Source organism: Thermogutta sp. (assembly GCF_014359955.1).
GTDB lineage: Bacteria > Planctomycetota > Planctomycetia > Pirellulales > Thermoguttaceae > Thermogutta.
This window is the reverse complement of record NZ_JACIYL010000007.1, coordinates 1-21,739: the sequence shown is the minus strand read 5'-3', so window position 1 is coordinate 21,739 and position 21,739 is coordinate 1. Positions and strand designations below refer to the sequence as shown.

Sequence of the window (21,739 nt, the reverse complement as noted above, 5' to 3'; positions counted from 1 at the left end):
CGGTTGCATGGGCAGTGTTTCTGGCAGGCGTTGTAGTACTTGCCGGCTGTCCCCGTTCTGCACCACCCGAAAAAGAAGCTGGACAAAGACAGGGGCCAAGTGCGGAAGCAACGGCGTCCAGGGCGAGCACGTCTCCAGGCGGGGTGGTTTCGGAGGAGCGTATCCTCGAACATGTCCGCATCTCGGAAACGGGCCCCGCTTGGTCGGTAACCCGCATTGAAGGGTGCCCCCTGGTATGGACGCGGCAGGTTTTGGGGCCGGCCGATGGAGATGACCAATCCCAAATTGCCGGTGCCTGGCAGCAATTGACGACTGTTCTCACCAAAGCCCATGGCAGCGTTGATCGGATCGTACGACTCAACGTTGTAGCCTCGTCAGAAGAAACGCTGGCCGCAGCTATCCAATTTCTCGACAAAGTATTTCGCCCGGGGCTTGAGCCGGCAGTGACCTATGTCGTCAGTCCGCTGCCTCGCAAAGGCGTCAAAATCGGGTTGGACGCGGTCGCGGTTCCCGGGGAAGACGTTGATGTGGTCAATCGCTGGGAATCTGAAAACCTCGATGGCTTAAACCTTACGGATGCGATCGTCACTCCGGCGGGAGGGCTTGTCTTCTTCAGCGGACAACCGGATAAGAGTCCCCTGCCTCAGGCGGCGGCCAATGCACTCCACGGTTTATTGGAGACCGCCCAAGGATTGCAAGTTTCGCAAGAGGACATCCTTCAACTTCGGGTGTTCGTCCAGACGGCGACCGAGGCTGCCCAAGTTTTTCAGGAGATCGAGAAGGCATTTTCGGGAAAAACCGTTCCGCCTGTGGTTTACACAGAGTGGATCGCCTCTGCACCCGTGGAAATCGAAATGGTGGCAAGGCTTCCCGAGAAAGCCGTAGAAGGCTCTGCTCCGTTGCGTTTTTACAATCCTCCCTCTGTGAAGCCCTCTCCGACCTTCACTCGCGTGGTCCTTGTGCAGACAGATCGCCTGATTTTCCTACCCGGTCTGGTGTCCCGGCAAGCGGGGCCAGCGGATGCCCAGGCCGCCGACGTGTTTAAACAACTGGGCGACCTTCTTGGAAACCAGGGAAGTGACTGGCAGCACCTCGCTAAAGCGACATACTTCGTCACGGACAAGGACGCAAGTTCCGCCGTTGATGCAATTCGGCCGAAGTTCTTTGCACCCGATCGTCCCCCGGCAGCCTCCAAGGTGACTGTGCACAGCGTCGGGTGGAAAGACCGATCGCTGAGCGTTGATATGATCGCCGTGCCGGTACGCCCGGGAATGTAGCTGACAAACCATCGTGAGTGTCGGCAGCCGTTTTGCGGAACCGGTCTGCCAACGCGTCGTTTTTCACCCGGGCGTGTCCAAATATGGATCCTGGCCCATCTGACGCTGCATCTTTTTACGTTCGCGTTCGAAATGCATCAGGGTACGCCGCTCACGGAAGTGCCGTCGTTCGATGATTCTCTGGGCTTTCCGAAAAATCGGCGCGTACTCATTGAAAAGTCCCGGACGACTCTTGCCAATTTCCGCATATTTTTGGGCCTTTTTGGCACCGAATGCCTTGAGCAGCAGTTCGTCGTCAAGCGCCAGGAACTGCCGAAACGTGCCGGGATCTCCCTGGCGGCCGCAGCGACCGCGGAGTTGCCAATCGATGCGGGCGGCATCGTGCATCTCCGTGCAAATGACGTGGAGACCGCCGAGTTCCGCAACACCGGGACCAAGACGGATGTCGGTACCACGTCCCGCCATATTTGTCGAGACCGTTACCCGCCCCTTCTGTCCCGCCTGGGCAACAATTTTGGCTTCCTCTTCAATGTGATGGGCGTTGAGGACCTGATGCTCGATACCCCTTTCCGTAAGCAGACGAGACAAGTATTCCGACTTGTCGATGGACCGGGTTCCCACCAGCACCGGACGCCCCTGCGCGTGCATTTCACAGATTTCATCGACGACGGCCTGCCATTTCGCTTCCTGAGTCCCAAACACAAGATCTGGGAGCCGCTTGCGGATCACAGGTCGGTTGGTGGGAATCACGATCACCGGACACTTATAGATCTTGCGGAGCTCCCACGCCGAGTCACGCGCGGTTCCCGTCATTCCTGCCAGATGGCGGTAACGGAGGAAGAAGTCCTGAATGGTGATCCGCGCGGCCTGCCCCGTTGCGATTGTCACCTCCACCCCCTCTTTGGCCTCCACGGCCTGGTGAATACCGTCCCGCCACTTCCGTCCCTCGGCGAGGCGGCCGGTGAATTCATCGACGATCACAATCTCGCCGTCTTTCACCACATATTCGCGGTCGCGAATGAAATCCCGTGCGACCTTGATGGCCCGTTCTACGTATTCGTAAATATGAAACATTCCCACCGACGCCATGACCTCAGGCTTCGGGAGGGTTCGTGCCTTCCGCCGCCCTTCCCGCGTTAGCTCCACCGTTTTCTTCTCATGATCGTACTCATAGTCCACGTCTTCAACGAACTGGTCAGCCACCCTGGCAGCCCATTTGTAGCACTCGACGGCCAGCTTTTCCTCCTCGGTGGGCAGAGCACTGATGATGAGCGGTGTCCGCGCCTCGTCAATGAGGATGCTGTCAGCCTCGTCCACAAGGGCGAAGAACGGTTCGCGCTGGACCGGTTTTTCGCCGGATTCCGCCCCGTTATCGCCAAGCATGGCGCCAATGACGTCGGTTTGGCCTTCACGGATACGCCGTAAAAGAAGTCGATCGCGGAGAAAGTCGAAGCCGAACTCTTTGGCGGTTCCGTAGGTTACGTCGGCGGCGTACGCCTTGCGCCTTTCGTTCTGCGACATCTGCGTTTGGATCACGCCGACCGTCAGCCCCAGCAGTTCGTAAATGGGGCCCATCCATTCGGCATCGCGTTTTGCCAGATAATCGTTGACTGTGGCCAGGTGACAGCCGCGTCCGGCGAGGGCGTAAAGGTACATGGGCAGCGTTGCTGTAAGGGTTTTTCCCTCTCCAGTTTGCATCTCCACGATGGCGTGGTGAAACATCGCGATGCCGCCGAGAATCTGGACGTCGAAATGCCGCATGTTGAGTTTTCGCCGCCCCGCCTCTCTCACCAGGGCATAGGCTTCCACCAGCAGTCGCGACAGCGGCTCCCCACTCCTTGCCCGATACCGCAGGGCGAGACTTCGCTTGCGAATATCAGAATCGGAAAGTTTCTGAAGTTCCGGTTCCAGGGCGGAAATTTTCTGGAGGAGCGGTTTCCACCGGGCAATCCATACGCTGGACGGAATCGGAAGTTTTGCTGCAAGCGAACCTGCCATGGCGGTCAATTTTTCTCTCCCGGAAGGAGGCGTTTTAGCCAGCTCAAAGTGCCAGAACCGCCCTCTGAGTAAGGGGCAGTCTCATGCAAAATTATAAGCCGTAGGAACCTTATGACGGCACAGTGGGCGCCCCAGGAGACCGCAAAACGGACGGCGCTCGGGATTTTAACCACGACAACGATGATGACGGCCCAATCGGGGAGAGTGATAGTCCCCAAAAACGGGATGTTGGGTCGCGACTCTCCACTTGAGCCTCCAACGCATGCGGATTTACACGCTAGACTTCTAAAAGAGGGTGGGCAAAGTGTGCATTACGCGAAGACTCACCGTCCTGGGTAAACAGGATCGCTCAGCCGAAGCTGATGGAACCGACAGCGAGTCGAGGCCGTCCACAATGCCTGGCGCCATGAAAAACATCCGAAAAAAGCTCTTTGTTGACCCGCAGGTTCAGGGACAGCTCGTTTGGCGTGTCTGTCTTTACTGGCTGACGTGTCTTATCACCGTGACCTTCATGGTGGTTTGTTACCGGATCATCACTGGACCGGCGCGACCTTTTGCCTGGCACTTCCAGGAACTGCGTGTCTATTTAGGGCCTGCGCTCGTCGCTTCCTTGATCATCCTGCCCTTGGTGGTCGTCGATGTGATTCGCGTCAGCAATCGCTTTGCCGGTCCACTCGTTCGTCTTCGGCGTTCGCTGCGCGCTTTGGCAAAAGGCGAGCCCGTGGAGCCGATACGCTTCCGCCAGGGTGACTTCTGGCAGGACTTTGCCGACGAGTTCAATGCGCTATTGGCAAGGATCAAAACGTTAGAGAAAAAAGACTCCCTACACAATGCCCTTTCTCAGGAATCGAAGTCCGAAAACCAGAGCTCTGGTTTCCCTCCCATGAACGTCCTGTCTGGATCGGAGACCAGTGAGCTATCTCCGCCTCTTCCGCAGGCCGCCGAACTCGGATGATCCTCGTCTGGCCGTTAGCTGGACATCACCAGGGCTCTTGGTAGGCATCGTGACGGCCCATATAATAAACGGGGCTAAAGAAGGCGGCAAAACACCGGAGATGAGGCTGCGCAGACGCTCGCCGCCATCATGACGGAGGCTGACTGGAATGTCTGCGCGTTCTGAGATCATCCGGCTTGGTTTGTTCCTCGCTGTTCTCGGTTGGGCCCCGACGTATCTTTTAGCTGCCGACGATTGCCCCGCTCCTCGTGCGGGGACAAAAGATCGACTGCCGACAACATCCGCGGAAGTGGGGCACGTTCATCCCAGGTGCCATAGCACGCATGCGTTCGTGGGGGTCGGTGGGCAGCGCTTCCCCTCGGTTGGATCAGCCCAGTCGCTCATCGTGTTCTCGCACGGACCTTATCCGTCTGGATGCTACGGCGGTGTTTTCTATTGGGCCGGTCCCCCCGTGTGCGGCAAGTGGAATGCGCCAGTTCCCTGGTGTTATTCTGCATGCTTTCCCTGTGCTTTCTATCCACCCGTTTTTGTAGCACCACCGGTCGTTTACTACGATCCGGCGGCGCCCATTCTGCGCGATCTGGGTGTCCTGCGTCCGACCATGCCCGGGGCGATGTTGAATGGACCGGTCCGCGTACCGTCGGATTTGCCGGGGCTTTATGAGCAACCATACAGCGACCCGGCGACTTCCGATTCGGCTCCCCAAGGAGCCGCGCGAAGCGATCAACCGGAACGGCCCCCTGCCCTGCCCGCTGTTCGTACCACAAACAGTCGGCAACATCAATTGGCCCAACGATTTATTGAGTTTGGAGACAGGTTGTTTCGCGAAGGTCGATTTCGATCGGCTTACTTCCAGTACCGGGAGGCGGAAAAAGCCGCTCCAGACGTGGCAGACACGTACTTCCGCCAGGCTTTTGCCCTCATTGCAACGCGGCAGTATTCGATGGCCTTCGATGCCCTGAAAAAGGGGCTGTCAGTGGACAGTGAATGGCCGACGCGTGGATTTCGCCTGGCACTTCTTTATGGAGACCGTGACCTCGATGTGAAGGATCATCGGGCTGAGTTGGCACAGGCCATTGAAGAAAACCCCACCAACCCCGAGCTCCTCTTCCTGCTGGCCGTCCATCTGTACTGTGACGATCGCGTGCCCGAGGCGAAGGAATTCTTCCGACAGGCACGAACGTCTGCCTCCGTGGCCTCGATGGTGAGCCTGTTTCCAGGAGTGGACTGAATGGGAAGGCCGCAAACGGCACTCCCCTCGAGTGAGACTGGGTGGCAAGTTTCGCCGTGGGCAATACTTCGGCAGGACCAGGCCGTCACGCGCTTCGGTGGTGATTGGCGCACGGTCCCAAACGTCAGTGTTTGTTCGCATGATGGGTAGCCGTTGCGGTGGGCGAGAACATTACTTCCAGCCACTGTGGCCAGCCAACAGGGTAGCCGGTCTCCCCTGAGGAGATTCGTGGGGGCCAGACATCGACTCGGCTGGCGTTTTGACCGGGGAGAAAAACAGCACCGCGGAAATGAATCCCACGCCCACAAGAAAGATCGGAATGCCCCAGTAGACAAGGTTCAGTTCGGACAGGGTCACCCCCCAGCCGATAACCGTGCCCCCGCAGACGGCGCTGCCCAGTCCCAGAAGAAACACTGTCCAACGATGATCAGCCCCCTCGGTATTCGTCTTCGAGCTGACTGAAGAAGGACGTTCGTACCGCAAGGCCGGACCATCGAGTTTGGCGTGGCGGGCGTCAATCCGCAAAAACTGGGTCGCTGGTGCAGGACAGAGCAAATGGCCCAGCACGGACAGCTCAAATTCCGCAATCGCCAGTTCCTGATCAATCCGCCGGAGATTCACCGGCTGAGTGTTGGCCAGGGCAGAGCCACCCTCCAAATGGTCGCGACTTTCCCGCGGGCACGCTTCTTGGGAGAGCGGGCCGTCGGCAGGTGGCGTTGCGAATTTTGGGCCGGTTTGATGCATGTGCGGACGCGAACACCCGCGAACGATGTCGGTCAAGCCAGATGCGATGGAACGACGGAGCCCCAGTGGCTCCTCTTCGTACGTCGGCGTGAATCTCGGAAAACTTTAACGGATTTGCTGGTTTTTCCGGAGTTAACTCGGCGGGTGGCCCATTTTGACCCGCGCGAAAATGCCCGCAGTCAGCCAGACTCGCAAAAAGAGGGGAGCCAAGAAGGGGCACCCAAAACACTGGGACGGCTCGCTTCATACCAAGTCCCATGTCCAGCGCCGGTCCGCCCATGACCCTCTACAAACAGGAGAGCGATGGGACGACCCGGCAAAACCGTCAAGCAATTTCGGCTTGCTTTTTCCGCAAAAAGATCACCTCCTGGGAGACCGTTTTGACCGTCTCTTCCGCCGAAAGCCGTCCCAGCATTTCGTTTTCGATACACAGGTCGTTGCTGTAGTTGGCTTTCTTGAGGATGGCCAGAACTCTGCCGAAGTCGATGTCTCCCTGATAGATCGGGCAGTGGTACTTCGAATATTCCCAGCCCATGGGACGCTGTTTTTCGCGCTCTTCGGGTGGGTAATTGATACTTTTGCAGTGAGTATGAAAAACCCGGGGCGCGAAGTGTTCATAAATTTCATAAAGGTGGCTGAGGGGATGGCCAAACCAGTAGAAATTGCCCGTGTCGAGTGTCAAGCCCAATCGCGGCGAGCCAACCTGGCTGAAAAGCGCGTCCAGAAACTCGGGATTGTTGGTGGTATTCCCGTGATTTTCGACGGCAAAGCGAATTCCCGTCTTCTCGGTCGCCGCCATGACCTTGCGAAGGATTCCCACGGCGAAGGGGAGGAATTCTTCACGCGGAATTTTGCGCGGGACGACGTCGATGCGAATCGCCGGAACACCGAGATCACGGGCAGCTTCGGCCACACGCAAGCACCACTGCACTTCGAACTCGGGGCGTTCGTCAAAGCGGTTGTGCATACAGAAGGCCGTGATTTTTTTCCCGGCCCTTTCCAGGGCGTCACAGAGACGGTCCCGGTCCTCCGGTGTTGCCACGCTCAGGGGAGAATCCGCTCCGTACAGATTTGGCAGAGTGAGGTCATCGGTGATGTCTGACTCGACGCCGTCCACGCCGTACAGTCTCATCGCGGTCCAGCAATCGGCAGCGCCAGAGCGCCGTAACATGGCGTCGCGGCAGGTCACAGGCCAGAGGGACGGTTTGTCCTGGGCTGCCGCGAAGGCCCTGGTAAGGACGTGCCCTCGGGGATCAAGCACGACTGCCGTTCCCACGGTGAGTGAAACTCCAAAACCCAGAAAATGCCGTCGTTTGATGGGCGTGCCATCACGCAGGTGTGAAGCGGACATAGAGATGCTCCCTGTGCGATCGAAATCCTTGCCGACTCGGTGCACGTCGAAATGAACGACCACTGAAGATGATACTCCGTTCGCCAGACACATTCAAACACGGCTCGGCCGGGGAATGCGTACCCTCGCGGAGGCCTTGCAAATCTTCCTGGCTGCTTCACAATGTTAGACCACGCTTGGGGGTCCGGCGGGCACGAGAAACGTGCGCCCGGAGCGTCGGAGGGACCTGCTTGTCAGGTCCGCCCGTAAACCCTGGATGATCCGATCCAGATTCATCGGGCACGCCAAGCCTCCCCTCGGTGTTCGATGGACGCCGTGGAAGGCGTCCCTCCAATAGGCCCGGATTCCATACCAGGCGAGCGCCCCAGTTGCATCAGAATCGTGTGAGGAACTGGAGGGCTTGGGTGCACCTGGGCCGCACCACTGGTAGGGGCGGTTCGTGGATTGCCCTTGCAACACGTTGTGCTTGCGGCATGTCGCAAGTTTTTGCAAAAGGGGACGAGTCAGACTGGAGTGGTTCTTGCTCTCGGCCAATCCCCCGGCCTATAATCGGGAGTTCGTCCGGGAAGATTGTTCCCACGCCCGACGCTTTGGACACGGCCAGCGTTCGGTGGTCTCATGGCTATCGCTGGATTTTGCTTGAGAGGAGGTCAGTCCTGTGGTTAAAGGCCGGTATTTGTTCACCAGTGAATCTGTGAGCATGGGGCATCCCGACAAGTTAGCCGATCAGATTTCGGACGGAATCCTGGATGCCCTCATAGCAGAGGATCCCAAGAGCCGCGTGGCCTGTGAAACGCTCGTTGCCACGGGACTTGCCATGGTGGCAGGCGAGATCACCACAAAAGCGGCCGTCAATTATGCCGATGTCGTACGAAATGTTATTCGGGAAGTGGGCTATACCAGCGACAGCATGGGGTTCAATTATGAAACATGTGCCGTGCTTGTGTCGCTGCGGCGACAGAGCCCGGACATCGCCATGGGGGTGGACCCCGATGCGTCGCGGGGTAAACCAATCGGGGCGGGTGATCAGGGCATGATGTTCGGTTACGCGATCAATCATACTCCAGAATTGATGCCGCTGCCTATTTCGCTGGCCCATCGAATTCTGGATCGCTTAACAACCCTGCGGCAACAGAACGTGGTGGACTGGCTCCGGCCAGACAGCAAGAGTCAGGTGACCATCGAATTCGAGGGGCCCACGCCCATCCGGGTGGACACCGTGGTTGTTTCTACCCAGCATGCCCCCGAGGTGACTCAGAAAGAAATTCGCGATTTCGTGATTGAAAAGGTAGTGGAGCCCATTTTGCCCCGCGAGTTGGTCAACGGGGAGATCAAATACTATGTTAACCCCACAGGCAAATTTGTGACCGGCGGCCCTCATGGCGATACTGGAGTGACGGGCAGAAAGATCATCGTGGATACCTACGGCGGTTGGGCCCGGCACGGAGGGGGAGCTTTCAGCGGGAAGGATCCTACCAAAGTTGATCGCAGTGCCGCTTACATGGCTCGTCACATCGCCAAGAATATTGTAGCCGCAGGACTGGCCGAGCGCTGCGAGGTGCAGCTCGCCTATGCAATCGGAGTGGCTGACCCGGTCAGCATTTACGTGGATACGGATGGGACGGGCAAGGTGGAAGAGGCCCTCTTATGTCAGGCCGTTCGTGACGTCTTCCCGTTGACGCCGGGAGGCATCATCGACTACCTCGACTTGCTCCGCCCCATTTATCGCAAGACGGCCGCCGGGGGGCACTTCGGACGCGAGCTTCCCGAATTCACCTGGGAAAAGACTCACCGCACGGCCGACCTCCTCGATGCTGTGGGGCATGTCTCCGTCAAATGAGCGGTTCATGGTGCAGTTGCAACGGTGGTCCCCCGAGGTTTCCTTGACATCGATAAGAGAGCGTCAACGGCCTACGGGACAGCGGAATACCACGGATGAAAGCGACGAAGCCCCACCGGTCTTGCCTTCCTGGGAGACCAGACGAAGCCTGATCGCCCTTGAGGGAGCTGGCGTGGCGCTGGCCACGGCTTTCACTATTGTGGCTCTCACGTCGTTTTCGGCCATTGTGTGGATGGGGCACGCTCCGCTCGTCTCTGGCATTGCCGAGATATTGCTTCTCGTCATCGTTTTCCTGGCGGCTGGTCACCATTTGCTCTGGACGGCCGCCCGGAGAACAACGTCCTGCGGCCATGCAGGCCCCATTGCCGCCGGGGGAGCATTCATCCTCTGCTCATGGGTGGCTCTGGCCGGTGCGATCGTCATGACCCTGCGCGGTTTGACGACAGAAGGCTATCACGGATGGTGGATGGTGCCCGCCGTGCTCGCTCTTATCGTCCTGGCCACAATGTTCATCAGACACATTTTTAATCCAGCAGTCAGTGCGCATTCCCTGCGTGAAAAAATGTCACAAATGTGGGAGGCTTTTCACCGACCACGGCCAATTTCTCTCGCTAGCAGGCCGCGGAACCGGAGAGGTCTGGCGCAGCGGCCGGTCGATCCAGATATCGCGCGCCTTGCTGACATTCTTGTCCGCAGTAGCAGCGCGACCCCGCTTACGAGGGGTGGCCATGGAGGGCTATTTCTTAAGATCGCGCGCGAGAGGAGCGGCAAGGGAAGTAACCGGCAAAAAGGGAAGCCAGAGGTCGTTTTCAAAGGCTGGAGAGCCGTCGAGCGGACGCAAGAAAAATGGGAATCTGATCATTTCGTCAGGCTCGGAAATGGTGACCGCGTACGTCTTGTCCATTGCACTTTCAGTCCGCCGTTTGAAAACGCTCCCCAAATTGTCGCGAGGGTCGTGCGCCCCGATGGCATCCGGGCACGCGTTCTGCGAAGTTACCCCTACGGAGCTCGAATTGAACTTCGACGCAGTGTTCCTGGACCGGCATTGACGGTGCATCTTCGGGTTAGCGCGGCGCTTCAGCGCCGAACGCACCAGCAGAGGTAATTCTTGTCCGGTAAGGACCGACGCGAATTTATGCCATCCCGGCACTGCAAATTTCGGCAGGACCGTGCGCGCGGAAGGATCCGGCACATTGTATAATGAGCCGGACTGATTCGGAAGTTAAGGTTTACCATCCTCGTCGGTACGACAGTGGGAAGACGTCTCATGGAGCGAGCGGCATTCGCATGCAAAGCCCTCATTCTGGGGGCGCTGGTGGTCATTGTTGGAGTCCCTGCTCGACAGGCCGTAGCCGTAGGCCCCGACACCGGACGCCCGAACATTATCCTTATCCTGGCTGACGACCTCGGCTACGAAACAATTGGTGCGAATGGCGGGACGTCCTACCGCACTCCGCGGCTGGATGCGCTGGCCGCCACGGGCGTTCGCTTCGAGCGTTGCTACGTCCAGCCGCTGTGCACTCCCACCCGCGTTCAGCTTATGACCGGCCAGTCCAACGCCCGCAATTATCTCAGATTCGGGGTCATTGATCCCAACGTCACGACGTTTGCCCATCTTTTCGAACGAGCCGGATATGCGACCGGGATTGTTGGAAAATGGCAGTTGGGGCGAGAGCCGGACTTGCCGCACCGGCTGGGCTTTCACGAATTCTATCTCTGGCAGCACACGCGACGGCCGCCAAGATACGCCAACCCGGGTCTGGAGATCATGGGAGTGGAACGGGATTACAACAACGGCGAGTATGGACCGGACCTCCTCCACCAGTTCGCGTGTGATTTTATTAGCCGTCATAAAGATGAGCCCTTTCTGCTCTATTATCCTATGACCCTCACGCATGCCCCGTATCAGCCGACCCCTGACAGCCCGGACTGGGATCCACATGCCGTAGGGGAACAAGTGAACCATCACCCGCGGCACTTTGGAGAAATGGTCGAGTATATGGACAAGTTGATTGGAAAGCTGGTGGATCATGTGGAATCGCTGGGCTTGCGCAACCGTACGCTCATCATTTTCCTGGGCGACAATGGAACCGGTGGGGGAATCCGCTCAAAGATGGGGGACCGGGAAATTGTGGGTGGCAAAGGTCGGACGACCGATGCCGGCATGCATGTGCCTTTGATTGTCAACGGGCCGGGCTTAGTTCAGTCGGGTAAGGTATGTGATGATCTTATTGACAGCACGGATATTTTCCCCACAATTTGCGAGGCGGCTGGTATCCCTATTCCCGCTGACCTGGTTCTGGACGGGCGAAGCTTCTGGCCTCAGTTATGCGGGAAGCCGGGAAAACCGCGGGAATGGATCTACTGCTGGTATTCACCCCGTCTGAGTAACGACCTTACGGCGATCGAGTTTGCCTTCAATAAACAGTTCAAGCTTTATAAAGATGGACGTTTCTTCGATATTGTCAATGATCCGGGAGAAAAATCGCCGTTGAACGTCAATAGTCTGACTGGGGAGGCGGCACCGTCCTACCAGGTACTGCTTTCCGTTCTGAAAAACCATGAGGGGATCCGTCCCCCCGACCTGAACGAAAAAGCGAAAGCGCAGTTCTCTGCACAAAACAATGCGAAGCCAAACCGTCGCCAGGGACGACAGAAAGCCCGTCAAAGTGCTGCGGCGGAATGAATAACTAGCTGTCTAAATTGGCGCACAATAGATTGACAGTAAACAGTACACTAAATAGTTGGCACTTTTAAGCATAGACGCATGACGGATTTGGCGGCACAGGACATTTTAAATGCCGTCCAATTATATGGCTGTTGCACAATCGGGATGGTTCAAGTTGGTGAAGGGGCGTCTTGAATTTGGTCTGGAGATAGCAAGATGATGATTGCTCGGCCTAGACTGCGTGCCCGTTGCGAAGGAAATCCCAACCGGCAACATTGTTCGACCAGGCGGTGCAGATGGGTCGCTCTGATCGGCGTTTTTGCCTGGTCTGTACTGACAGCAGGATGGACTGCTGCGGAAGCTCCACGACGACCGAACGTTCTCATTATCACAACGGATCAGCAGCGGGTCGATGCGGCGAGCGTGGTGGGCAATCCGTGGTTGAAAACGCCCAACCTCGATCGGCTGGCTTCGCAGGGCGTATATTTCACCAAGTCTTATTGCTCTTACCCGTTGTGCAGTCCTTCTCGAGCGAGCCTTCACACCGGGCGATTTCCTCACGAGATCGGTGTGGATCATAACAATATGGCCATTCGGCCGGGGATTCCTGTTTCGGGGGAGCTGTTCCGGAATGCCGGATACGACGCAGCATACGCGGGAAAATGGCACTGTCCAGCGGTCTACCCCACGGAAGGGATCGACGGTTTCCAGGTATTAAATCGGACAACACGCCAGGGAAAACTGGCCCGGGATGTAGATGCAGCCACAATCGAGGCCGCCATTGACTTTTTGAAACAACCTCGCGAGAAGCCGTTCTATCTGGTGGTTTCCCTGATCAATCCTCATGACATCTGCCTGCCGGCGGGTGGGACGAGTCCCCTGCTTGAACAGATTTGGCAGAGGTATGGACCACCCGCGGGAGTCGAGTTGCCACCGCTCCCAGCCAATTTTCAGCTTCCCAGCGACGAACCAGAGTGGCTGGGACAACGGCGTCCCAAACATCCTGATTGGAATGAATTACAGTGGCGCCGATATATTTACGCTTACTATCGGATGGTGGAAGACGTGGACGCGCAGATTGGCCAGGTTCTCGATGCCGTTCGGGAAATTGGCGCCGAGAAAAATACTCTGATTGTATTCACCAGCGACCATGGCGAGGGGCTCGGCTGCCATCAATGGACTGGAAAGATGATGTTCTTTGATGCTGAGGCGGCAGTACCGCTCATCGTAAGCTGGGAAGGAGTGACTCCCACGCGGATCGATCGGCAACACCTTGTCTCTACCGTGGATGTCCTCCCCACGATCTGCGATTATGCGGGCATCAAACCGCCCGCTGATGTGCGGGGCCAGAGCCTTCGTCCGATCATCGAGGATCCGAACGCTCCATGGCGGGATTATGTGGTCTCTGAGATGGCCCACACACCTGCCATCGGCCGGAGTTTCATGGTGCGAACGCCACGGTACAAATACATCCGATTGGCCCGGCCCAACAGCGCCCCCGTGGAACTTCTCTTTGACATGGAGAACGATCCGGCAGAGCTGACAAATTTGGCGGAAAAGGCGGAGATGCAACGGGTTTTGAAAGAACACCGCAGGATTCTCGAAAAATGGCGGGAAGCCACGGGCGAAAAGACGAGTCCTGTGCAGCCTGCACCCAAATCTGTTCGTCCGCCAAAACAGCGGGCCAAAAAGGCTGCGTGAGCACAACACAACCGCACGGTAAGACCGGGCGTTTTCGTGCTGTCCAGTTGGCTACTGGGGATATTATTCCGCGCTCACTTTGCTTGCGCGCACCATCCTTACACACGTGTGGAGCGTTTCCCCCTGGAGAGATTTCAATTGGATCTGCATTGAAAACGGTTTTCGGTTGATAGTGATGAGAAGATAGTTGTGCTCGCTAACAAGGAATTTTGACGCCGGATCGGGGTACCGATCGCCGTTACCCTGGAGAGAGGTATTGAAGTAGACCACATCATCCTTCAAAGCGCATTCGCCGAAGTGACCAAACCCCGAGATGACGGCGGTGTTTTGTCGGAAGAGTTGCTCCCAAATGCCGCCATGCTGGCTCAGCACAGCGACGTTTCGCTCATTGTGAAGGGTGATCAGGAAGGGCATCGTGTTTTCTGTGACAATTTTCTTGTACCAATGAAATTGTTCAGAATCTGGCCCAAAATCGTGGCAGGACTGCCAGGTGGTGCCCCGGTCACTGATATGGTTGAGGTCCAGTCCTACCAAGCATAATCCGCTCTGGGGGAGGGTGAAATGCCAGTACCAGCCAGCGTCGGGCAAAGTGAAAACACGACGGAACGCCCGTGCTTCGATGTCATAGACGGGTTTCTCCGGTGGCTTTGACGTGCGGGGACGGATTTCTCGGTCATGGTTACCCAACACGGGCAGGATCGGGACTCGACGGAAAAGTTCCGGATACTGCCGAATGAGTTGAAGAAACGGTTCCACACACTCCACCTGGCCCTCCCCGCACACCGAGTGAAGATTATTCACGTGGTCCCCTGCCGTAAGAAGAAGGTGTGGTTTGTCAGCGAGAATGGCCTCCAGGTTGGGGCGGCTCTGCCAGTTGGCTACCACCGCGATTCTTAAGCCATCGGCAGGATAGCCTGGAAAAACCACGTCCATCGTCGCCGATCCGCTGAGAATGCGAATTGGGTAGGGGCGCGTGGGATCAGATAGCGGTATCTGCAGGCGATGCCATGTGGCGGGCTGAGAGTCCTCGATCTCCCGCCAAACCGTGCCGTCCTGGTAGACCACGCGGCTCGGTTCCGGATTATCTGTGGTCCACGAAAGAGTCAGTTCATCCGGCAGCGGCCGTGTGTGGCCCATCCACACCGCTGTGACTTCGCACCGACCTTGCCTGCCCGGAAGGTTGACCATCAGAACGGCGAGCGTCCCGGCTACGACCGCTTGGAAGACGCAGGAAACCGGACGGCGTGATGCCATTAGAGATGTCTCCTTCGCAAACGGAACACACAGAGTGCCTCAGCACGTGGGCACTCACCGGTAAATCACCGTTGATTCTCGCAATGCGCAATCACAAGGATACACGTCGTTGTAAAGGGGAATTGCCCGAGGCAAATTTGGCCGCCAGTTGAGACTGGTGTTATTCCACCTGCCAGCCGCTGCCAATTTCCAGGCTCATTTGAATGGGCTCGGTCAGTTGTACCCTGTCGTTGCTGCCGGCGGTGGGCTGGAGCTTGGCAAACTCAAAACCTGCGGCACGGAACAGCTTCCGAGCCTCTTCACCGCTGACCACAAAGCGGTCCAGGACATCCCCGCTAATAACCACCAGGTCATCCCCACCTGTTGGCCAGACCTTGACCGTGTCACGGTTATTACCAGCCGTGCTCGCCTCGGCATAGACATAGTCGAAGGCCCGCACGGTGACGCGGTATCGGGTCCCCGCGGTAACCTGGTCGAAGATTTCATGCTTGTGGGCCTTGGCGTGGAGTTCATCTTTGAAGACGGAATCGACCAGGGCGGCCGTGTCGTGTCCCTGCGAAGCGAAGGCTGTCACACTCCGAAAATTATGGACCGTCACGTCATAGCCTGGCCCTGACATCCGGCTCAGGCCGTAGCCGCCGAAGAACACATCGTCGCTCGACGAGTCGAACAACACCGCCCGGTCGTTATCACCCGTCGAGAAGCCGTGGACCACCTCGAACAGTTTGACTCGGTGGTACATCCCGGGCCCGATCATCTTGACGTGCCTGTATTGGGGCTCAGATTTGAGTCGCACGGAAAGATCGACCAGGCCGTCTTCCGACGAGTCGTACAGCCACGCTGTGTCCTGGCCGCCACCGGTTGCGTAAACGTGAGCTTCCTCAAACCCCACGATCTTATCCACGCTGATCGGAATCGGGGCCGAGATGACGCCTTTCAAAACGCCGGGACGAAGATAGAAAACATCGTCCCCCACCGCATCGTAGGCCACCACGATATCCTGACCAGATCCGAGGTCACCTTGAACCGTCAGACCGTCAGGCGTCTGCGTCAGTGCATAGGCAACGCCGTTGATGACTACTTCCGGCGAGGCTCCCGGCCGCAGAACCAAAAAATCGTCACCGTCGGTACCGAAAACGGACACCAAAGCCCCGGCCTCTCCCTGGACCTCGACGGCGACAAGATTGACAAATCGAAGAGAGAAATCCGTATCGGTGCCCGAAACCATCACATAATAGGAGTTCCCTTCCTCGGCGAATTCGTGATCCAGTCTGTTCTGACTCCCTGTGGATTCCGACTGCGCCAGGAGAGTAGCCTCGGGATTCTCGAAGGGGTTATCGTCAAAGAGCCGCAGCGTTATGGATCCCGGAGTATCGACACTGTCCGCTATCACTGTGAGAAAGCCATTCCGCGCAGGAGTCACCTGGAACACGGTTCCGGTCAGTTCCGGCGCGCTCAAGTCGGAGATGGTCAGATCGTCAACAATGCCCACATCGTGGACGGAATAGCGATCGGGCAAGAGATTTCGCAGGACTGTGATGGTGTCGGCCAATTGGTTGAGGACCACAAGATCGATGCGACCGTTGCGGTCGACGTCCACAGCGACTAGGGCCTCGGGGCTATCTCCCGCTGTGAAACGCACTTCAGGAAGAAAGGTCCCGTCCCCGTTTCCGAAAAGAATCGCGACGTCGTTCGAGCCGCTATTCGTCGTGGCAATGTCTAAGAGGCCGTTGCCATCAAAGTCGGCCACTGTCAAGTGTGAGACAAAGTTTCCCACAGAATACCGGCTTTCGGCCCCAAAAGTCCCGTCACCGTTTCCCAGGCGCACGGAAATCGAATGATCCTGGCGGTTGCCCGTTGCGACATCAACAAAGCCGTCACCGTTAAAATCGCCCACTGCTACCGAACGCGATCCGTCGCCCATCGTGTAGCGCAGCTCGGTTTGGAAGGTGCCGTCGCCATTGCCGAGGAGGATCGATACGTCGTCACTGTCCCAGTTGGCGGAAATCAGATCCATCCAGCCGTCGCCATTGAAATCGCTTACCGCTAGAGAAAACGGGTTGCTTCCCACGGCAAACCGAGCTTGCGTTTGGAACGTGCCATCACCCTGCCCCAGAAGAACCGACACGTCGTTGCTGCCCTGGTTGCAGACTGCCAGGTCAAGGTGCCCATCGTTATTGAAGTCAGCAGCGATCACATCCGACGGGCCCTGCCCCACAGCCAATCGCGAACCGGAAACGAACTGCCCGCCACCAATGCCGAGGAAAACAGCCACCTGGCCGTTGGCGCGATCAACTGCGGCAAAGTCGGCGTGACCATCCTCGTTAAAATCCGCGGCGGCAACAGCCCCCATGTACGGGCCGATTGGATATCGCCCCTCTTCTACAAAGTTACCCGTCCGATCGTTGGGAAAAATGGAAACGTCCCCGCCCAGCCAGTTAGCAACAAGCAAATCAGGCCAACCATCATTGTTGAGATCGGCTGAACGAACTCGCGATGGGGTGAGTCCTGCCGTGTGCGACTGTCGGAATGGGAATACCCCAGTTCCATCACCGAAAATAATGGAAACGTCATAGGCGTTTACTGTCACCACGTCGAGGTGTCCGTCGCTGTTGATATCGCCCACGATGCCCGCAGCGCTTCCCGAGGATGCCGATGGGCCAGGTGGAATGTGCGTCTCGAAGGATCCGTCACCGTGTCCCGTGAGCGAGAGAATGGTACCTTCAGCATCAACGAGCGCCAGGTCCATTGTCATGTCTTCGTTGAAATCTCCAGTCAGCACGCACTGAACCGGTCGATCAAGAATTTCAGTGGGCAAAAGATCAAAACCACCATCCCCCCGACCCAGCCCAACAATGAGGTAGGGTGATCCGCGCTCACAGACCGCGACATCGACGAGACCATCACCATCAAAGCCGGCCACAGCGAGGGAATCCGTGCGGATGGGTGTCGCAGTACTGACTGATTCGAATGTCCCGTCTTCCTTGGCGAGGTACACATCAATGCTGCCAAAATTCCCAACCATCAAATCCAGACGTCCATCGCCATTGACATCAGCCGCTGTCAGAGCATTGGGCGAGATACCCGCAGGTGATTCGAACAAGAGATCGAAACTTCCATCACCCTGAGAGGTGAAAACGGCCACGGAGCTCCCGTCGTCGCCAACGAGGATGGCCGCGACATCCGGATGGCCATCGCCATCAAAATCCCCGGCAGCCAGATTACGCGGAGATGATGCCAGAGACCACCGGACTTCCTCTCCAAAAGTGCCCCCACCGGTCCCGAAAAACAGGGAGAGGGAATTGTCACCGGCGTTGGAAACGACGAGGTCCATCTGACCGTCGCCGTCAAAATCAGCCATTTCGACATCGGTGGGAAGATTCCCTACGGCATACTGGGCACCGGTGAAGCGTCCATCACCCTCTCCCAAAAGCACGCTGATTGTATCGGCCAGGGAATTGGCCGTGACCAAATCGGGATTCCCGTCCTCATTGAGGTCGCCGATGACCACCGAAGCAGGCTCGATATTTCCGAGATGGAGTGCTAACCCTGGGAAGATGCTCGGCAGAGCCGCGTCCAAAACCCAGCGTTCCTCCAGTGTCTCGAAACTCGGCCTTCGTCGCCCGACGGAAGATGTTGTGCGGATCAGCTTCACCCCCTTTCGGGCCCACCTCCAAACTGACAAGGCGATCTTCGGCATCTGTCTCTTTCGGCCAGCCACGGTCCACCTCCCAGAAAGAAAGTCTTGCCACCTTCTTCAGCTCTGCCCAATTGAAATGGGCCTCCCTCATCAAGCGTCGCGATCCCGTGAAGAATCGTCGATCGTGTCGGTCGATGGCACGTTCTGAATTCTCCCAGCGTCCTGGGGAGCCCTGGGGCCATGTTGGTGATTGGGGCCTGCCACTATCCCGGGCTCTCCAGTCTGGTTGTTTATTCTCGAACATGAACACACGCGATTCTGAACCCGGACGCAATCCGCCTTCGGCTTCATCGAGGACGGTTCACCGAGGAGTGCACCCTTTCCGCGTGGAGAGCAGCTTCCCGAAGTGAACGAGTCCTCCTGCCCGTAGACTGCAGTTTATATTGTAATCGTTCCAAATACGGCTGTAAAACGTTGCCCACTGCGGAGTTCTGCAAGATGGGTCAATACAAAAAACCGTCGGTCCTCTCGGCATCACGCAGGTACGGAGTCCGCAACACGGGGGCGCCGTGATATTGATCCTGCCCATCCCAGGTGACGACCAGCACCCTTGACGCCGCAATATCGACCGACTTGTTCAGGTGCGAGCTGAACTGGTAAGCAGCCTTCAAAAAAGCCTGGCTTTAACTATCACGTCTTCCGTGGGCTGTTTGTAGAGATTTTAAATAGGCAGAATTCGCGATCTTAATTACTGGCGTCGATGGCGACGGCACTCAAATTAACGGTTGCCGATAGATCGTCTAGCATTGGTTTCTCAAACGCTAGTCTGTTAGTTCTTTTCTTCGCTACGGGGGTTGTTAAAATTTCGGGTGGACCATTGTTATCGGAGGGGCCACCCCGACGTATCTCCTTAAAAAAGGAAGTACAGTACAAGGGTCCAATTGAGGTCCGTTTTCGCAGGGTAACGTTATGCTCGGGCCTTCCTTGGGGCAATCTGGAACTGGCATTCATGATAACCGCTCGCATCGGCGTTCCCCCGAAGAGATCAGCCAGTCACTGCGTCTGACCCGTTCTCCGACTTATCAGTGGCTACTACTCCAGGAGCAGCAACGCACCCTCGAGACAATAGCGCCGACCATAAAGCTTCTCGCTGAAGCCGAAGAGCAACAGGCCAAGGTGGAAGAGGAGTTTCTCAGAACCGAGCGTGAACTCCGAAGCCTTTGGGACAAACGGCGGGCGGATGCCGAACAACGGCGCCGAGCTGCCCAGCGCGAACTGCAGCAGGCCGAGGAGTCGCTGGTCAAAAGTCACAAGGCTTTACGCGCAGCCCAAGAGCGTGTCAGGCAAATCCGAGCCAGGCAAATGACTCGGCAAGACCAGGAGATTATCGAACGGGCCATCCGGGAGAAGTGTGCACCTTTTCAGGAAAAGCTGGCCGAATGGGGTGGGAAAATCAAATCCCTCAAAAACGATATCCAGTTGCTCGAGGCGCGAAAGGTGGAACTGCAAACACAGCTGGGGAAAATCCAGCAAGACGCTGAGTATTGGGACAAGGGAAAACGGCCCCCGGAGGTGGAGCAGGCGGTCGAAAAAGCGGCCGAAAACGCACGTAGCGCCCACAAACAGGAGGTCAACGAATACGACAAAAAAATTGCCGCGTTGGAGGGGAAGTTAGTTCGAATTCGCGGGGAGAAGGCGAACCTGACATCAGAGATAACCCAACTCCAAGCAGAAGTGGAACAAGACAGGGGAAAGAGTGGCTTTTGGCATTGGCTGGCCCGGCTGCGATACGATCCTCAAGCGGAGCTGGAGAGAGCCCAATCTCGGTATGCCAAGATTCGGAATGAAGAATCGACGCTGGTGCGGTCGTTAGAGGAGGCTCAATCGGCACGTGCAAAGTTGATCGGTGAGGAACAGCAGCGGGTCGAGTCCGCTTGCCGAGAGGAAGAGGAACGTCACTACCGTGCCTTCCTGGAAGCGAGAAAACAGGTTCCCGAAGAGTTGCGGGAATGCGAGGCTGCACTCCAGTCAGCCTTCGACAATCTGCGTGGTGCGGAAACTGAGCAGCGTAAGTGCGAGCAAGAGCGAGACCGGGCACGGGAACAAGCAATCGAGGATGCATGGCAGAAACTGCTGGCAGAAGCGGAAGATGCCCTGGATGCAGCTCAAAAGGAGTATGACGCAGCGCATCAATGCAAGGTTGGTGCGGAACGAAATCTCGCCGAAGCGGAGTCTTCTCTCGAGCGTTTGAAAGAGCAAGAGCACAAGGCTCTGGAATCTGGTTTGGCCGAACCGCACCGTCGCGTAAGGGAGGGCCGGGCTCGATGCGAGCGATTGCGGCACGAAATCGCTCTTCAATTACAGGAGTGCGGAGTCACGCTCCCAGAATCCGCGCGGGCTGAGGAAATCGCCCAACTTTGTGCCAATCGTCGTGAGGAGGTGTCACGCCTCTTGACTCAATGGGATGGCGACTCATGGGCGAAAAGCGGTGGGGTGGAAAGAAGAGTTGTGTCTCGACCCAGTGCCACTTCGAGCGAAGGCTGTCCGGTGGCCGAAGGTACTCTCTACCTCGATTTCAACACAAACGCCGAGGATAATTTAGACCGCGAAGGCAATAAACGGGACGGTTTGAATACCCAGTTGAAAGAGCTGCTCGAGCGCTACGGAAAAACTGACACCGAGCTATTGCAGGAACCGCTCTCGTGGTTTCTGCCGGCATTTTTCCCAGATGGCTTGGTTCGCAGTTACTTCGTTTGTAACATCAGTTATCGAGAAGACCAGCCTTATTTGTTAGTCCGGCCCGTAACCATAACTCCCCGTATGGAAGAAATACTACCGCCGGGCGTCACATTGGGTGTTTGCGGACGGCTTTTCGATAACCGCAACGATCCCGACAATCCTGTCCTGCTGGTCCAACGGATCGTCGATCTGTCACACTGCCCCAGGCGGGTATTCGAACGCGAAATCCGTGTGGTATCACGCACGAACGAGGTGTATCCCGGGCGGCAGCGACGGCAAAACGTGCTAACGACATCCTTTGTGCAAGACCTTCCGCCTATTTCAGTGGTCACCCGGGAACG

General features: G+C 57.1%; 13 protein-coding genes. 8 read left to right on the top strand and 5 right to left on the bottom strand.

Translation table 11 applies throughout. The annotated features are described in order from the left end of the window. On the top strand, positions 1-1,277 hold a 1,277-nt coding region (locus tag H5U08_RS00585), incomplete at its 5' end, for a RidA family protein (RefSeq protein WP_297029092.1). Positions 1,278-1,340: 63 nt separating this feature from the next. Here H5U08_RS00585 and H5U08_RS00580 read toward each other — a convergent pair. Next, on the bottom strand, positions 1,341-3,275 hold the full coding sequence (locus H5U08_RS00580; protein ID WP_297029090.1) for a preprotein translocase subunit SecA: 1,935 nt from the start codon (positions 3,273-3,275) through the stop codon (positions 1,341-1,343). A gap of 406 nt (positions 3,276-3,681) precedes the next feature. On the opposite strand from H5U08_RS00580, the gene H5U08_RS00575 reads away from it, so the two are divergent. Both H5U08_RS00575 and H5U08_RS00570 read left to right on the top strand, forming a co-directional pair. Continuing rightward, positions 3,682-4,230 carry a hypothetical protein gene (locus H5U08_RS00575; RefSeq protein ID WP_297029088.1) on the top strand — a complete coding sequence of 183 codons (549 nt, stop codon included), beginning with the start codon at positions 3,682-3,684 and terminating at the stop codon, positions 4,228-4,230. A 148-nt stretch (positions 4,231-4,378) separates the two neighbouring features. Further along, positions 4,379-5,461 carry a hypothetical protein gene (locus H5U08_RS00570; protein WP_297029087.1) on the top strand — a complete coding sequence of 361 codons (1,083 nt, stop codon included), beginning with the start codon at positions 4,379-4,381 and terminating at the stop codon, positions 5,459-5,461. Between the two features lie 171 nt (positions 5,462-5,632). Here the strand turns inward: H5U08_RS00570 and H5U08_RS00565 are convergent, their stop codons facing one another. Both H5U08_RS00565 and H5U08_RS00560 read right to left on the bottom strand, forming a co-directional pair. After that, positions 5,633-6,118, bottom strand: coding sequence for a hypothetical protein (locus H5U08_RS00565; protein ID WP_297029085.1), 486 nt, complete (start codon positions 6,116-6,118; stop codon positions 5,633-5,635). Positions 6,119-6,530: 412 nt separating this feature from the next. Next, positions 6,531-7,556, bottom strand: a complete 1,026-nt coding sequence (locus H5U08_RS00560; RefSeq protein ID WP_297029083.1) for a sugar phosphate isomerase/epimerase family protein — start codon at positions 7,554-7,556, stop codon at positions 6,531-6,533. Between the two features lie 658 nt (positions 7,557-8,214). On the opposite strand from H5U08_RS00560, the gene metK reads away from it, so the two are divergent. The 4 genes from metK (at position 8,215) to H5U08_RS00540 (ending at position 13,765) form a co-directional block, all read left to right on the top strand. After that, entirely contained in the window at positions 8,215-9,396 is a 1,182-nt protein-coding gene (gene metK / locus H5U08_RS00555; protein WP_297029081.1) for a methionine adenosyltransferase, read from the top strand. A 7-nt stretch (positions 9,397-9,403) separates the two neighbouring features. Next, entirely contained in the window at positions 9,404-10,501 is a 1,098-nt protein-coding gene (locus tag H5U08_RS00550) for a hypothetical protein (RefSeq protein ID WP_297029080.1), read from the top strand. 162 nt (positions 10,502-10,663) lie between these two features. Continuing rightward, positions 10,664-12,082: a sulfatase-like hydrolase/transferase gene (locus H5U08_RS00545; protein WP_297029079.1), complete on the top strand. Its 1,419-nt coding sequence runs from the start codon at positions 10,664-10,666 to the stop codon at positions 12,080-12,082. A 198-nt stretch (positions 12,083-12,280) separates the two neighbouring features. Further along, complete coding sequence (locus H5U08_RS00540) at positions 12,281-13,765, top strand: sulfatase-like hydrolase/transferase (RefSeq protein ID WP_297029078.1); 1,485 nt, start codon at positions 12,281-12,283, stop codon at positions 13,763-13,765. A gap of 63 nt (positions 13,766-13,828) precedes the next feature. Here the strand turns inward: H5U08_RS00540 and H5U08_RS00535 are convergent, their stop codons facing one another. Together H5U08_RS00535 and H5U08_RS00530 are read right to left on the bottom strand one after the other, a co-directional pair. Further along, complete coding sequence (locus H5U08_RS00535; protein WP_297029077.1) at positions 13,829-15,019, bottom strand: metallophosphoesterase; 1,191 nt, start codon at positions 15,017-15,019, stop codon at positions 13,829-13,831. Between the two features lie 160 nt (positions 15,020-15,179). Beyond that, positions 15,180-18,674 carry a VCBS repeat-containing protein gene (locus H5U08_RS00530; RefSeq protein ID WP_297029075.1) on the bottom strand — a complete coding sequence of 1,165 codons (3,495 nt, stop codon included), beginning with the start codon at positions 18,672-18,674 and terminating at the stop codon, positions 15,180-15,182. Positions 18,675-19,628: 954 nt separating this feature from the next. Here H5U08_RS00530 and H5U08_RS00525 point away from each other — a divergent pair. Then, positions 19,629-21,739, top strand: a 2,111-nt coding sequence (locus tag H5U08_RS00525) for a hypothetical protein (RefSeq protein WP_297029073.1), incomplete at its 3' end; no start/stop codon positions are given.